Raw genomic sequence first — 15,977 nt, forward strand, 5'->3', positions numbered from 1 at the left:
GAGGAGAGTACTGTGAAAAAAGATTTCTTATTAGATATTCATACTCATACATTAGTCAGCGGTCATGCTTATGGCACGATTCGGGAAATGGCGAAAGCAGCCAGCGAACAACATTTACAGCTTCTGGGGATAAGTGAACATGCGCCCGGCATTCCAGGAACCGTGAATCCCTTTTATTATAATAATCTTCAGGCGATACCCAGGAATTTGTACGGCGTGGAAATTTTGCATGGCTGTGAAATAAACGTCCTGAAAGGCGGGCTGCTTTCCCTCGAGCAGGAATATATAGAAAAGTTGGATTATGCAATAGCAGGAATCCATACGCAGTGTTATAAAAATGAGGGAAAAATTAAAAATACGGATAATTTAATTCAGTGTATGAAGCATCCCAAAGTGTTCTTTGTTTCCCATCCGGATGATGATCATACACCACTGGATTATGGAAGACTCGTACAAGCCGCAAAACAGTATCACGTTGCTTTGGAAATAAACAACAGTTCTTTAAGAAAAAAGGATAAGCGTTTGAACTGCGTGGAAAATTACAAGACCATGCTTGCGCTTTGCCGGCAGTCTGAAGTTCCTGTCATTGTAAATTCAGATGCCCATGATCCCAGTGATGTAGGAAATTTTGTTCTGGCTGAAAAGCTGCTTGATGAAATAGGATTTGATGAAGCGTTAATTTTAAATACAGATGTAGAAGCCTTCCAGGCATTTATCGGATACAGCCGTAACCGGTGAGATTCCACACAACCCACCTTCGGCGTCTGTCACACCTCCGATGATGCCTGATCCGCCTCTTCCAACGCTCTCAACAGCGCAGCAGTTGATTTTTCCATCGCATCAAACTGTTCCTTCTGTTCCGTACCGCCGGCACGGTTGTTCTGGCTGTCCAGCAGATCCCAGAGATTTTCCGGTGGCGTAAAGTCGGAGGGACCGGCGGTTACATGAAATACTTCGGGAAATATCCGGCCGAGTCCGGCTGCAATGCAGGAAGCAAACAGGCACGCCCCGTACTCATTGGTGTGGGTGTAGTCACCCGGATGGAAGTACCCGCAGGAGCGTTCCATGCCGGTCTTTTCATAGAAGCGTACCGAGAACTCATGCAGGTCGATGACCGGGGTATTCGTGGAAACGGCCACATCTTTTACCGCCTGCACGTGTTCCGCCAGCAGCTCATGGTAGGTGCCGTCCTCTTTCCAGATGTTGCGTCCGGGAGAGGTCACCAGCACGGGAATTCCGCCCAGGTCCCGGACTTCTTCGATGTATCTTCGCAGATTGACAGGATACTCCCTGTCGGCCCGCAGATGGGGAAGCTTCTGATCGTTATGGCCGAACTGGATCAGGCAGAAGTCACCCGGACGGAGAAAATGCTTCACGATGTCCATGTGGCCTTCCTGACGGAAGGTTTCCGTCGTCAGCCCACAGTGCGCCTGGTTTTCCACGGCGATTCTGCCGTCTAAGAACGCCGGAAGCGCCTGGCCCCAGGAGGCGTAGCAGGCACCCGGAAGATAGGGGATTTCCGCGGACTGGTCTGTGACGGTGGAATCACCGCAGAGATAGACTGTCGTTACGCCGTCGGACACATTAGCTGCACCGGCTGCCTCGACCGCACCGACCGCCTCGACCGCATCGGCTGCCTCGATCGCATCGGCTGCCTCAACCGCATCGGCTGCCTCGACCGCATCGGCTGCTTCGGCATAACCGGCCTCGATCCGGACAGCGCCGGGCTCCGGGGTACAGAGCGTAACAAAGAGGTTTTCCACCGGATAGTACGCTTCGTGGTAGCGTGGAATGATGCCGGCTACGGACTGGTAAAAGGTGCGTTCGTACCGGTCCCCCTTCTTCAGGGAGATGATATCACGCAGAAGTTTCCGTCCGGTGAAGAGAAAGAGCTGTTCCACATCCTGAACGGCGGTCAGTGCGATATGAACCGCGTAGAGCCCGCAGGGGACCCGTTCTGTGATATAGCTGTAGGGAATCATACTTCCTTCGATGCCGTTGGCTAAAGAAAGAAGCGATGGGTCAAAGCCGTCTGACAGCTCCGGTATGTCAAGCCGGTCGGAATCAGCCGTGAGATGGTCTGCGGCTGTATTGTGAAAAAATGGCTGAAAATGATACTGCATCTTAAAGTTCCTCCTGAAATGAATTTTCAAATACGCTCTGGCCCCGCTGGGCCGGACGGTCCGCGTAAGCCGGTGATGTAGGCGCTGGGGGCCATGCCGGTCTTCTTCTTGAAGAGCTGGGAAAAATACTGTGGATTGTTGCCGAAGCCGACCCGCTCGGCAATATCCGAGATCCGGTCCATCTCCTCGTTTTCGATGTATTCCTTTGCCTTTTGAATCCGCTCATTGGTCAGGTAATCGGAAAAGCGTATGCCGGTCTCCTTCTGAAATTTTCTGGATACATAGTCTACATTCATATATAAATGCTGCTCCGCAATGTATTTCAGCGTCAGGTTGGGATTCTCCAGATTTTCCCTGATATATGTAAAGATCTGCCTGGTCATGCTGCTGACGGTTTCCGTTCTGGAGCATCCCTCCATAAGCTCTGTAAGCTTTTGAAAGACGGATTCCTTCAGCGCGTCAAGATCACTCTCCCCCTCGGCCTGCATCAGCCACTCCGTGAGGCCGGAGCCGGAGATATTCGGGTTGCCGAGCGTGATTTTCAGGAACATACTGCCGGACAGCTGTTTGAGGAAACGGATGTCCATGATATCGGAGATCAGTTCCATGAGGCTTTCCATGGCGGAGGCGCTGCCCTCGGCAATGGCGCGGCAGTAATTTTCAGTCTCCTGGGTGATTGCGGTATAATTGCAGGTGCATAAGGCGTGGTAATTGTTTACGTAGTAAAAGGTGCTGAATCTGCGGATCTTCTCAAGGACAACGCCGAACAGGCCTTTTAAGTCGGAATACGTCTCGATTTGAAGCTCCAGGCTGGTGTGCTGGCCCTCTAAGCTGACGCGGTCCAGCTTCGCCTTCAGCTGGCCGAAGTCAAAGGAGATGTCCTGACAGAAGATCAAAAAGGTATTTCGCACATAGATTCCGTAGATGCTGACCTGCGGCAGACAGTTCTGGGCAAAATCGCTTAGAAGGCCCAGAAATTCTTCCAGATTCTCCTGTTCCAGATAGTAAATGTAGAACAGACGGTAGGGCGTAAAGTAAAAATCCATGTAGGGCTCATAGGTGGGAATAATCTCATCCAGCGATTTCTCCAGATAGAGGGCGTCGTTGATGATACTGGAGACTACATTGTGGCGGATGCTGTCCGCCTGGCTGAACTGGGAGTCCAATATCCGGCGCGCCTGGCGCTTGGCGTAGCAGTCGCTGACACTTTCCTTTACGGCGTCAATGATCTGCTGCTCATTACAGGGCTTTAAAAGATAGTGGCGGACTCCGTATTTCATGGCCTGTTTGGCGTATTCAAATTCCCCGTAGCCGGAGAGAAGGATGAACTGAGTGTCCAGATCCGTCTCGGATATCCGGCCGATCAGCTCCAACCCGTTCATGCCCGGCATGCGGATATCTGTGATGACCAGGTCCGGAGATTCATCTAAAATCATGTTGTAGGCCTCGATTCCGTTGGAACAGAGACCGGCCAGTTCAATCCCATACTGGCTCCAGTCAATAATTGTGGATATGGTCTCCCGGATGATGCGTTCATCGTCTGCAATGATCAGTTTCAGCATATGATTGGTTCTCCTTGACTTGAAATGGTATATGGATATCGGCGGTTGCGCAGTCGTCCTCATTTTTTAACTCAAGACCGCAGGCGTCGCCAAACAGCAGGCGGATGCGCTGGTCAATGTTCATGAGACCGATGCCGAAGCCGTTCGGCTGCTTTTCCCGGCTCCTTAATTTTTCGAGAAGGTCTTCTTCAAAAACAGAACCGTTGTTTTTTACCCGGATCAGGACCTTATCATCCTCGTGGCGCACCAGGAGTTCCACGTGACAGGTCTCCGTCATCTCTTCCATGCCGTAACGGATGGCATTTTCTATGAGCGGCTGTATGGTCAGCGGCGGCATCAGGATATGATGCAGATCGTCGGCCACCAGGGAGACGAAGTCCAGACGGTCCTCGAACCGTATTTTCTGTATCGTGATGTAGGCGCGGACCAGCTCCAGCTCGTAGTCCAGTTCCACCAGGGACTCGTGATTGCTGAGGGTGGAGCGGAGCAGCGTTCCGAGAGACTCCGCCATCATGGATATTTCCGCGTTTTTGGATGCCTTTGCCCTCCAGTTGATGGATTCCAGCGTATTATAGAGGAAATGCGGGTTGATCTGGGATTCCAGCGCCTTGATCTGGGCTTCCTTGCGCAGCAGTTCATTTTTATAATTCGTGTCCACCAGGGTCCGGATCCGGGTGGCCATCCGGTCGAAACGCTGGTGAAGCCGCCCGATCTCATCGTTTCGGACGCTGTAATCATAGGCGGACTGCTCCAGGGTGAGCTCATTTTTACTGAATCCATCCATCTTAACGATCAGCGCGTTGAAATGGCGAAGAATGGAGTAAATCAGCCACTGCGTTAAGGCGAGGGCGATCAGAATGCCGAGCACCATGATGCCCAGAATGATTTTCGCGGAGCGTCCGATGGAGTGGATGATGGAGTCAAACGGGATCAGGCTGATGTATCGCCAGTCGTAATACGGAATCTTGCTGCTCACTGCGAAATAGGTGTGGTTGTCCACCCGAAGGGTCTGGTAGGTGTCGTCCTCCAGCTGGAGCGTCTGGGTTACCAGGTCTTTGGAGAGGCCGGCCGAGGAGTAGATGGTGTCCGGCCCGTCTGCCAGAATGTAGTAGCCGGTATCGAAGGTCTGGAAGGAACGGTTGATCGTATTGATCAGCCTGTCGGTATCCACGTAGATCAGCAGCCTTCCGATGGTGGAGAAATCCAGCGCCTCGATTTTCCTGATATTTCTTCCGAGAAAGAGGCCGGAAGTACTGCCGCCTCCGGTGGTCCAGCTGACCGCGCCGTCGCCGGCCGCCGCATTCTCCAGGGCATTATGGATAAAAGCCGAATCGGTCCTTTCGTAGGCGGCCCAGTTGGTCGTATTGGAAAATGCATCGTTATACAGGACGATGTAGGAGACGCCGTTCTGCCGGAATGTCTCATAATAGGATGAAAGGGCGGTGTTGATGCTCCTGTTGGCATTGGAACGGACCACGGCATCATCCGATTCGTGGATCGCGGAGAGAGACGTCTGGATGGACGGCGTCGACAGGATGATGGAGGACAGGCGCTCCACATCCTTTAAGTTTGCAGAGATGGTATTGGCCGAAAAACTCAAATTTCCCGCAATGGATCGGTAGAGCAGTTCATTATAGGTCTTTGACAGTATGGTAAAGCCAATGAGGGAAAACAGTAGGAGAGAGACGACGTTTAACAGTACAATAAAGAAAATCTTCCATCTCAGCGAGAGGTTTTTGAACAAGGTAAGGAGCTTTGCTTTTAAGGTTTCTGCCCGTTTTTTCATGCGAATTGTCCTGCTTCTTTCTATATTAAAGATTTCGGTTGAAGTAGAAAAGTATGGTTACTAATGGTACATGGACAGTATATAATAATTGCATTGCAAACTCAAGATTTCGGAAAGGAAAGTCGGTTTTTTCTAAAAGGAAGTCGGTTTTATTTATACCGGTATCGGAGGAAACCAGTTTATAATAAACTTACAAACGAAACGGAAGAGCAACACCGTTTTCAGAAAAAGATGGAGGATATGAAAATGAAGAAGAAATTGGCAGTAGTCCTGGCCGCTTCCATGGCGGCGGTATCTCTGGCGGCATGCGGCAGCGGCACGGCGGAAAGCGGCAGCACGACGGGAGCGGATTCCCAGACAACCGCAGGTGCGGCGGCTGAAAATACGACGGCAGCAGCTTCCGGCGACGCGTCTCTGACGGTGGCCTGGTGGGGCAACCAGACGAGAAACGAGAGGACTCAGGCGGCGCTCGATAAGTATTCGGAGCTGAACCCTGGCGTGACATTCGACGGACAGTTCTCCGAGTGGTCTGATTACTGGAACAAGCTGGCGACTGCGGCAGCAGGCCACTCGCTTCCCGATGTAATCCAGATGGATTACGCTTACTTGGATCAGTACGTTTCCAACAATCTTCTGGTGGATTTGACTCCTTATATCGAGGATGGCACCCTGAATGTAGACAACTGCAGCCAGGACATCATTAATTCCGGATCAGTTGACGGAAAGGTGTATTCCATCGCAATCGGCATCAACGCGCCGGCCATGGTTTACAACAAGACCATCACCGACCAGGCGGGAGTGGAAATCAAAGACAACATGACGCTGGACGAGTTCGTAGCAGTCAGCAAGGAAATCTACGCAAAGACCGGATGCAAGACCAACATGGCATACGGCGTTTCCCAGGAAATATTACAGGCCATGATCCGCGGCTACGACGGCCACGTGCTCTTTGACGAAGGGAAGCTGGGAGTGGACAGCGCAGACGAATTCGTACCATTTTACAAAGTATATGAGGATGGCGTGAAGGAAGGCTGGTACATTGAACCGAGCGTATTTGCAGAGCTGACCCCGGGTTCCATCGAGCAGGATCCTCTGATCTACGGTTCCAGCCCGGAAACCATGTCATGGGTAGCGTTCTGCTGGTCAAACCAGTATGCGGCGTTTACCAACGCAGCTCCGGAGGACATAAATTTAGACTTGACCACATGGCCGTCGAAAGACCCGAAAAAGTCCAACTTCTTAAAACCGTCCCAGCTCTTCTCCGTATCGGTGGATTCCAAGGATCCGGTTACAGGTGCTAAGATTATCGACTACTGGACCAATTCCATGGACTGCAACGAGATTCTTCTGGCCGAGAGAGGTGTGCCGATCTCTTCCAAGGTTGCCGAGGAACTGGCTCCGTCTCTGACAGAGAGCGATCAGAAGGTAATCAGCTTCATCAATGATGTGGTGACACCGAATTCTTCTCAGATCAACCCTCCGTATCCGAACGGAAGCGCAGAGGTATCCGACTTAATCAACAAGCTGGGTGAAAAGGTATGCTACGGCGAACTGACTGCGGAGGAAGCGGCAGAACAGCTTTATACCGAGGGAAATAAGATCATGGCAGAAAAGGCTAAATAACAGGCTGTAAACTGAAAACATATTGAGGGTGTCCCCATTTCGATAAAATCTACATATGGGACACCCTTTTTTCAGGAATGGAAACATTCGAGAATGGGAAAAGGAGCAGATCTATGAAAATGCTGAAAAAAGCAATGAATAATGAGCGCACGGCGGGAATCATCTTTACCATGCCGTTTACCATCGGGTTCCTGCTGTTCATGATAGTGCCGATGGGAATTTCACTGTACTATTCCTTCTGCAGCTATGATATTTTGTCTCCGCCTGTCTTTACGGGCCTGCAGAATTTCAAGACCATGTTTGCAGATGAAACGTTCTATAAATCCATTAAGGTTACCTTCTTCTTTGCATTTGTGTCCGTGCCGCTGCGTCTTTTATTTGCGCTGATCGTGGCGATGCTGCTGCTCAAGAGCACGAAGATGACCGGATTCTACCGCGCGGCTTACTACCTGCCATCCATCATCGGCGGCTCCGTTGCGGTCGCTATCCTGTGGAAGCGTATGTTTGCCACGGACGGCGTGATCAACAAGCTGCTTCAGGCAGTCGGCATCAACTGCACCATGTCCTGGCTGGGCAATACGAAGACGGCGATCTGGGTGCTGATTATCCTGGCAGTGTGGCAGTTCGGTTCTTCCATGCTGATCTTTTTGTCCTCGTTAAAGCAGATTCCGCAGTCGTTATACGAGGCGGCCAATGTGGACGGCGCGAACGGCATCTCCAAATTCTTCCGGATTACACTGCCGCTTCTGACACCGACGATCTTCTTTAACCTGGTTATGCAGATGATTAATGGTTTCTTGGCTTTTACGCAGAGCTACATCATCACCCAGGGAAAACCGATGAATTCCACACTGTTTTACACGGTGTATATGTACCAGCAGTCCTTCGAGTTCTATAACACCGGATACGGCGCGGCTCTGGCCTGGGTTATGCTGGCCATGATCGGAATGATCACACTGTTCCTGTTTGCAACGAAGAAATTCTGGGTATACGAAGGAGGGCTTTAATCATGAAGGCAAAGAAAAGAATTCGCGATGTCGTATACCATGTCATCGTTTTCGGTATTGGCATTCTCATGATCTATCCGCTGATCTGGATGTTCATGAGTTCCTTTAAGGAGACCAAAACCATTTTCCAGACGGCCGGAAGCCTGATTCCCAATCCGTTTACACTGGATAATTACATCAACGGATTAAAGGGCTTTGCAAAGGTTCCCTTTCTGGTATTCTTCAAAAATTCACTGTTTATCTCCGTAGTTGCCACGATTGGAACCGTGATTTCATCCGCGGTGGTGGCGTACGGGTTCGCACGTTTTGATTTCAAGGGAAAGAAAATACTGTTTGCGGCAATGCTGCTCTCCATGATGCTTCCGGCGCAGGTTTTAATGATCCCGCAGTACCTCTGGTATCAGAAGCTGGGCTGGGTGGGAAGCTACTTACCGCTGATTGTGCCGTATTTCTTTGCAATTCAGGGATTTTTCGTTTATCTGATGACGAACTTTATCGACGGAATTCCGAAGGAACTGGACGAGGCGGCCAAGATCGACGGCTGTTCCTACCCGCAGATATTCGGAAGAGTAATCCTGCCGCTCATCACACCGGCCCTTGTTACAGGAGGAATCTTCTCCTTTATGTGGAGATGGGATGACTTCCTCTCCGCGCTGCTTTACGTCAATAAGTCCATTAAGTATCCGGTCAGCCTTGCGTTAAAGCTGTTCTGCGATCCGGGCTCTTCCTCGGATTACGGCGCAATGTTTGCCATGGCTTCCTTATCCATTCTTCCGTCAGTAATTATCTTTATTTTCTTCCAGAAATATCTGGTGGAGGGAATCAGTACCAGCGGGCTGAAGGGATAAAGAAGAAAGAAGAAGGAAGAAGGCACAAACGGCGGTTGAAGATGGAGGAACAGGCAGATGGGAAAACTGGAATTTGACAGAAATTGTATGGAACAGACTATGGACCGGATCGTGGAACGGACGATGCGGATGGATATGACCTGGGACTGGCCCTGCGGCGTTGCGTATTACGGAATCGCGGAGGCGTATGAGGCAACAGGAAAACAGGAGTATCTGGATCTTATGAAGGAGCGGGTGGATGAACTGATCAGTCTGGGGCTTCCCGATTTTACTGTTAACACCTGCGCCATGGGGCACGTGCTGCTGACCCTGTATCAGCACACCGGTCAGGAGGTCTATAAGGATATCATAGAAGCCAAACTGAATTATCTGGAACATGAGGCGCTCCGGTTCGGAGACCATGTCCTTCAGCACACGGTGTCGGCTGACAATGACTTTCCGGAACAGTGCTGGGCGGATACGCTTTTCATGGCCGCGCTCTTTCTGCTGCGGGCCGGAGTAATGCTTGAGAGGCCGGAGCTGACAGCGGATGCGCTGAATCAGTGGTACTGGCACATCCAGTATTTACAGGATGAGAAGAACGGGCTGTGGTACCATGGCTATAATCATATCACAAAGGACCATATGAGCGGGTTCTACTGGGGAAGGGCCAATTGCTGGGCGGCGTATACCATGTCCCAGGTGGCACACATTCTCCCGGAGTGCTATTTATATCCGGAGTATTTAGAGATCGCGGGAAGCTTAAACGAGCAGCTATCGGCTCTGAAGCTGTACCAGACGGACTCCGGTTTATGGCGCACGCTGCTGGATGATGACGAGTCCTACGAGGAAGTGTCGGCCTCCGCCGGGATTGCCGCGGCGATGCTGGCGAAAAAGAATCCTCTCTATTTAAAATATGTCAACAAAACGGTGCAGGGCGTTCTGGCCAATGTGACAGAGGATGGCCGCGTGATGAATGTTTCAGGAGGCACCGCTGTCATGAAGGACAGGGAAGGCTACCGCAATATCTCCCGTAAATGGATTCAGGGCTGGGGACAGGGCATGGCGCTCACATTTTTTGCCGGCCTTTTGCAGTATGATGCCATGAAAGGGGACGGAGCGCTTTAAGTTACAATTCACGGCCCCACCGCGGGCCTCTGCCGTCTGGTGCTGTCGGTTCACGCGCGCTTTTTTGTTCCGGTTTCGGGCATAAGCGGTTCTAAACGTGCAGGATTTTTCTAAAAGCCATGGGAAATCCCCAAACTCGCGTTGCTCAAACAAGTGGGGATTTCCCATGAACGAAAAATTCTGCGCGTTAAGAACCGCTAATACCCTGCAAAGTCACAAAAAAGCGCGCGTGAACCGACAGCACCAGACGGCAGAGGCCCGCGGTGGGGCCGTGAATTGTAACCGCTTTAATTGTGTGGCTGAGAGCAAAAAGACAGACCTTTTTCCCGGAAAAACAGGGGAAAGGCCTGTCTTTTGAATTAGGAAGACAATATTGTTATTATTTCCGTTATGTGGTATACTACCAACTGATATTATATGGCTTTAGCGGAGGCAGATGCTTCCGACAACGATGGCAGGGAGAAAACCTGCCATTTCGTATTCTCTGTGCAGCGGTTCGCGGGGCGGTTTCGCTGTGGAGAGAGGCAGCAGGAGAGAAAAAACGGAAGTCGCCGGCTGGGCATGCTTGCATGGCCGCCCGGCTCATTGCACGCGGAATCAGACGGGAGGAGGAGTGTTCCGAATGGGAGAGCGGATTATTGAAACATGGATCCAGGCCAAGCATCCGAATCAGGAGCTGTGCGAGGATGGCCTGTATACAGGCCGTAACTATTACGCGGTCATCGATGGGGTGACCAGCAAGGGAAGCCTCGTCTGGCCAGGGGAAAAGACAGGGGGCCGATTCGCCAAAGATGTGCTTCTGGAGGCGTTGGATACGCTTCCTGCGGATATGAATGCAGAAGGCGCTGTTTCTTATTTAAATGGCGTGCTGCGGGAGGCCTCATTTCAGGCGGCGGAAAACCCGGAGGTACTGGAACGGGTGAGGGAGGAGCGGCCTCAGGCTGTTCTCATTGTATACAGCCGTATGCGCCGGGAGGTCTGGTGCTTTGGGGATTGCCAGTGTATGATCGGCGGCAGGCTTTACAGGAAGACGACGGTGATGGATGAACTGACCGCGGGTGTCAGATCGGCTTACAACCAGCTGGAGCTGGCAGCCGGAAAGACGCTTGAGGAGCTGGCGGAGCATGACACGGGGCGCGAGTACATCATGCCGCTTCTGGTGGGAGAGTGCCAGTTTGCCAATGGTGACGGGGAGTATTCCTACGACGTGCTGGATGGTTTTCCCATCCATGAAGAACACACCCAGGTGTATCCGGTCCGGCCAGGAGAAGAGGTGGTGCTGGCGAGCGACGGATACCCGGAGCTTTTCGGGAATCTTGCGGAGAGCGAAGCCGTCATCCGGGAGGTGAAGGAGACGGATCCCATGTGCATGTTCCGATTTAAGGGACCGAAAGGGATTGCCCCGGGATTTCACAGCTTCGATGACAGGACGTATCTGCGGTTTATCCTGGAAGAGGATTGAAAATAAAGTGTGAGTTTATAAAAAAGCAGAATAAAATACATCGGAAATGGATAAGAATAGAAAACACATTTTTTATGTCCCGGATCGGGAAAGGAAGGACCGTTTTGCGGCCGGTCAGGATTCTAAAAACGGAACTCGCATTTGCGAGGGAAAATAGGCGGAATTCTTGACAATCCGGGACGTTTAAGATATAATACTTTGAATGCGAAAGAGCGAGAATTAAACCAGGAGGAAGTAAAACCATGGCAGATAAGAAAAATATTTTAACATATGAAGGTCTTAAGAGATATGAGGATGAGCTTCAGAACTTAAAAGTAGTGAAACGAAAAGAAGTTGCCCAGAAGATTAAGGAAGCCAGGGAGCAGGGGGACTTATCTGAGAACGCGGAGTATGATGCTGCGAAAGACGAGCAGAGAGATATCGAGCTTCGTATCGAGGAGCTTGAGAAGCTGCTTAAGAACGCAGAAGTCGTTGTAGAAGACGAGATTGATTTAGATAAGATTAACATTGGCTGTAAGGTAAAGGTTTACGACGTGGATGAGGACGAGGAGATGGAGTTCAAGATCGTGGGTTCCACAGAGGCGAACAGCCTTCAGAACAAGATTTCCAATGAGTCACCGGTAGGCCAGGCATTGATGGGCAAAAAAGCCGGCGATGTCGTAGATGTGGAAACCCAGGCCGGTGTGATCCAGTACAAGGTGCTGGAAATCCAGAGAGTGTCATAAGTCCAAAAGTCAAGTTCACAAAGGAGTGTATATAAGTGGCAGAACAGCAGAACCAGAACCAGGTTAAGGAAGAGGATTTAAACCAGTTACTGAAGGTGCGCCGCGATAAGCTGGCGGAGCTGCAGGAAGCGGGAAAGGATCCGTTTAAGATTACAAAGTATGATGTAACAGTACACAGCAGTGATATTAAGGAAAATTATGAGGAATGGGAAGGAAAGGAAGTTTCCGTAGCAGGACGTATGATGTCCAAGCGTGTGATGGGAAAGGCTTCCTTCTGTAACGTTCAGGATTTAAAGGGAAATATACAGACTTACGTAGCCAGAGACAGCATTGGCGAGGAGTCCTATAAGGATTTCAAGAAGATGGATATCGGCGATATTGTCGGCATTAAGGGAACCGCATTTACCACGAAGACCGGTGAGATTTCCATCCATGCCACCAGCGTCGTTCTGCTGACCAAGAGCCTTCAGATTCTTCCTGAGAAGTTCCATGGCCTGACCAATACAGACCTTCGCTACAGACAGCGTTACGTGGATTTAGTCATGAATCCGGAGGTGCGTGACACCTTCGTGAAGCGTTCCCAGATTATCAAAGCAATCCGGGATCATTTAGATGAGCAGGGCTTCATGGAAGTGGAGACTCCGATGCTGGTTCCCAACGCAGGAGGTGCTGCTGCGAGACCATTCGAGACCCATTACAACGCGCTGGACGAGGATGTAAAACTCAGAATTTCTCTGGAGCTGTATCTGAAGAGACTGATCGTAGGCGGTCTGGAGAGAGTTTATGAGATTGGCCGTGTATTCCGCAACGAGGGTGTGGATACCCGCCACAATCCGGAATTTACCTTAATGGAGCTGTATCAGGCCTATACGGATTACCACGGTATGATGGACCTGGTGGAGAACCTGTTCCGTTCCGTAGCCTTAAAGGTTCTGGGAACCGCAGTCGTGTCGTACGACGGCGTGGAAATCGATTTATCAAAGCCATTTGAGCGCATTACCATGGTAGACGCGCTGAAGAAATATAAGGGAATTGACTTTACGGAGATTCATACCGATGAGGAAGCAAAGGCACTGGCAGACCAGTACCATATTGCGTACGAGGCGCGCCATAAGAAGGGCGATATCTTAAGCATGCTGTTTGAAGAGTTTGTAGAAGAGAACCTGATACAGCCGACCTTTATCATAGACCATCCGGTGGAGATTTCTCCTCTGACCAAGAGAAAACCGGAGGATCCTGACTATACGGAGCGTTTTGAGCTGTTTATCACGAAGCGTGAGATGGCTAACGCTTACTCTGAGTTAAACGATCCGATTGACCAGAGACTTCGTTTTGAGGCGCAGGAAGTGTTAAAGGCCGCAGGCGATGAGGAAGCCAACTCCATGGATGAGGACTTCTTAAATGCGCTGATGATCGGTATGCCTCCGACAGGCGGCATCGGTATCGGCATCGACCGTTTCGTTATGCTGCTGACTGATTCCTATGCAATTCGTGACGTTCTGCTGTTCCCCACCATGAAGACGCTGGGCAGTTCTGATAATAGCAGGAAGGCAGAGAAGGCCGCTGCTTCTGCTCCGGCTGCTGAGAACGTGAAAGCCGCGGTGGAGATTGATTTTTCCAATGTGAAGATTGAGCCGCTGTTTGAAGAGATGGTGGATTTTGAGACTTTCTCAAAGTCTGATTACCGTGCAGTGAAGATCAAAGACTGCGTGGCAGTGCCGAAGAGCAAGAAGCTTCTCCAGTTTACTCTGGACGATGGAAGCGGCACAGACCGCACGATTTTAAGCGGAATTCATGAGTACTACGAGCCGGAGGATCTGATTGGTAAGACAGCCATCGCCATCGTGAATCTGCCGCCAAGAAAGATGATGGGAATTGACTCCTGCGGTATGCTGATTTCAGCCGTGCATGAGGAAGACGGACATGAGGGACTGAATCTGCTGATGGTGGATGACAGGATTCCGGCGGGGGCGAAGTTGTATTAATACGCAGTGATAGTATTGGAGTAAATAATAACAGGTATCTGATGAAGAAATGTTGCTTCCTCAGATACCTGTTTTAATGTGTGAAAATACATTTGCCTGTGCCAGGACATACTATGCTGTTTTCGCTGGTATGGCCAGAATGCCGTCCCGTTACATTGCAGATCAGTAAAGTTTTATCCAATTACACCAGCATTTCAACAAACTCAACCGGATACATAGTCCGTTTGGACACTTCCTCAACCGCTAGTCCCTGGCTGAGAAAACGCCTGATGACGCACTCCATGCTTTCTGCTGCCTCAATGATATATTTATCAAAATCATAAAACCGCATACTCCGCTGGCCCCAGGGATATTCCGTCGGGTGATGGATAAATTCCACGCTTTCGATGGCCTCCAGCTTTCTCTCCCAGTCGTCGATCCGGTCTGTTTCAAAATAGAGCTGAAAGTTATTTGCTGCTGTCTTTCTGTTCAGTGATTTACCGATCATTGCTTCGTAGTTTGCCTGCAGGCTGAGGCCATTGTCCAATGAGACGTGTTCTCCTAAATCCATGAGGACTTTTTGCTCCAGGATTGTTTCGTAAAAATATTTTGATTTTTCCATATCATCAACTATAAGCAATGTGCCTCCGTATTTCATATGGATACCTCCTCTTTTTTTCTCAATTATAGCCTAAAACTTTGCGATCGCACTGTAAAAATCGGACAAGTTGTTTCGGTATTCCTGAGGAGTAACGCCGCATACGGCCCTAAAATCCCTGATAAAGTGAGAAATATCATAAAAACCGGATTCGGCAGATATATAATCGAGGCTGTGACTCGTATGGTGCAGCAGATAAATGGCTTTGTTGATACGCACGATTCGGGAAAAATGTTTCAGGTTAAATCCTAAATAGTGATTGGAAAGCCTGTTTAAATGACGTTCACTGTAAAATGTTTTTTCTGTTATTTCTTTGAGACTTATGTTACCGTTACTCTGAATGATCAGCTGCACGGCCAGACGGAATTCAGCCGGGTATTGGCTGCATTGGCTGCAAAGCAGCAGACTCTCGATTCTGGTCAGCAGTTCTTCCGCGGTTCCCGCGTTACAGAAGATTTCTTTTATGGAAGAATCCAGGCGGGGCGCGATCTGTTCAAAGGAAATGATCGTATCCATCAGCTGATTCTGCTTTGTTCCGGTGAATACAAACAGCCCTGCCGGCTGAAATTCGATAATGAATATCACGCTGCATGCATTCGCATTTTTTCCAACAAAATATGGTTTGGAGGACGGTCCGAAAATCAGGATGCGCAGATCGGCCCCGTCATATGTAAGGACAAGAGTTGCACTTCCATGCGGCACGATAGTATAGTCATCGGAAATGACACCTTTGTTTGGAAAGGTGATGGTATAGTTAGAGATCAGTGTTTTCAACTGCTCGCTGGGCGAAAAATAAGCAAAATTCTCATCACCCATTAATTGCGTATTGGTTTTCACGGCTGAAAAATCTGCGCTGTCCTTTTTTATCATATATTTTCATGTTCACTTTCTGAGAGCGGATCTGTTAAATGAAAAAAATGCAGATAATTCTATCTGCACTTCCTAAATCAGTCTACTACATTTCAAATAAAAAGTCTATAGTTTCTTTTTGCTTATCGGGGAATCTCTCTCTTACCATGGTTTTGCTGCTTAAATTGTCTGCCACACAATTCTCCTGTTTTTGTGGTGCAAAGTTGATGATATAATACCAATAGATTCAAAGTTGTATTGCA

General features: G+C 49.7%; 13 protein-coding genes. 8 read left to right on the top strand and 5 right to left on the bottom strand.

Annotated elements, in window-relative coordinates; translation table 11 throughout:
- Positions 1-12: 12 nt before the first annotated feature.
- Positions 13-738, top strand: coding sequence for a phosphatase (locus tag H8S80_RS01795; protein WP_025529711.1), 726 nt, complete (start codon positions 13-15; stop codon positions 736-738).
- A gap of 29 nt (positions 739-767) precedes the next feature.
- Here H8S80_RS01795 and H8S80_RS01800 read toward each other — a convergent pair whose 3' ends face one another.
- From H8S80_RS01800 to H8S80_RS01810, 3 genes are read right to left on the bottom strand one after another with little or no spacing between them, the layout of a single operon-like run.
- A complete protein-coding gene (locus H8S80_RS01800) occupies positions 768-2,123 on the bottom strand; it encodes a rhamnogalacturonan acetylesterase (protein WP_117632774.1) in 1,356 nt (451 codons plus the stop codon).
- Between the two features lie 26 nt (positions 2,124-2,149).
- The gene (locus H8S80_RS01805) at positions 2,150-3,685 is read right to left on the bottom strand and encodes a response regulator transcription factor (protein WP_002600596.1); all 1,536 of its coding nucleotides are present in this window, start codon (positions 3,683-3,685) and stop codon (positions 2,150-2,152) included.
- Positions 3,657-5,471 (bottom strand): sensor histidine kinase, encoded by a 1,815-nt coding sequence (locus H8S80_RS01810; RefSeq protein ID WP_117632773.1) that lies wholly within the window; start codon positions 5,469-5,471, stop codon positions 3,657-3,659. Before H8S80_RS01810 ends, H8S80_RS01805 begins: the two co-directional genes overlap by 29 nt.
- Positions 5,472-5,717: 246 nt before the next feature.
- Here H8S80_RS01810 and H8S80_RS01815 point away from each other — a divergent pair, with 246 nt between their 5' ends.
- From H8S80_RS01815 to lysS, 7 genes are all read left to right on the top strand, one after another.
- A complete protein-coding gene (locus tag H8S80_RS01815) occupies positions 5,718-7,094 on the top strand; it encodes an ABC transporter substrate-binding protein (RefSeq protein WP_117632772.1) in 1,377 nt (458 codons plus the stop codon).
- Positions 7,095-7,207: 113 nt separating this feature from the next.
- On the top strand, positions 7,208-8,101 hold the full coding sequence (locus tag H8S80_RS01820) for a carbohydrate ABC transporter permease (protein ID WP_002600593.1): 894 nt from the start codon (positions 7,208-7,210) through the stop codon (positions 8,099-8,101).
- Between the two features lie 2 nt (positions 8,102-8,103).
- Entirely contained in the window at positions 8,104-8,949 is an 846-nt protein-coding gene (locus H8S80_RS01825) for a carbohydrate ABC transporter permease (RefSeq protein WP_002600592.1), read from the top strand.
- Between the two features lie 57 nt (positions 8,950-9,006).
- Positions 9,007-10,056: a glycoside hydrolase family 88/105 protein gene (locus H8S80_RS01830; RefSeq protein WP_117632771.1), complete on the top strand. Its 1,050-nt coding sequence runs from the start codon at positions 9,007-9,009 to the stop codon at positions 10,054-10,056.
- A gap of 622 nt (positions 10,057-10,678) precedes the next feature.
- Positions 10,679-11,518 carry a hypothetical protein gene (locus H8S80_RS01835; RefSeq protein ID WP_117632797.1) on the top strand — a complete coding sequence of 280 codons (840 nt, stop codon included), beginning with the start codon at positions 10,679-10,681 and terminating at the stop codon, positions 11,516-11,518.
- A gap of 242 nt (positions 11,519-11,760) precedes the next feature.
- The gene (gene greA / locus H8S80_RS01840) at positions 11,761-12,243 is read left to right on the top strand and encodes a transcription elongation factor GreA (RefSeq protein ID WP_002600589.1); all 483 of its coding nucleotides are present in this window, start codon (positions 11,761-11,763) and stop codon (positions 12,241-12,243) included.
- A gap of 35 nt (positions 12,244-12,278) precedes the next feature.
- A complete protein-coding gene (lysS, locus tag H8S80_RS01845; RefSeq protein ID WP_118033040.1) occupies positions 12,279-14,228 on the top strand; it encodes a lysine--tRNA ligase in 1,950 nt (649 codons plus the stop codon).
- Between the two features lie 181 nt (positions 14,229-14,409).
- On the opposite strand, the gene H8S80_RS01850 is transcribed toward lysS, so the two are convergent.
- Both H8S80_RS01850 and H8S80_RS01855 read right to left on the bottom strand, forming a co-directional pair.
- The gene (locus H8S80_RS01850; RefSeq protein ID WP_117630089.1) at positions 14,410-14,865 is read right to left on the bottom strand and encodes a VOC family protein; all 456 of its coding nucleotides are present in this window, start codon (positions 14,863-14,865) and stop codon (positions 14,410-14,412) included.
- Positions 14,866-14,898: 33 nt separating this feature from the next.
- A complete protein-coding gene (locus tag H8S80_RS01855; RefSeq protein ID WP_117630090.1) occupies positions 14,899-15,735 on the bottom strand; it encodes a helix-turn-helix domain-containing protein in 837 nt (278 codons plus the stop codon).
- Positions 15,736-15,977 lie beyond the last annotated feature (242 nt).

The sequence above is a fragment of the Hungatella sp. L36 genome (assembly GCF_014288035.1).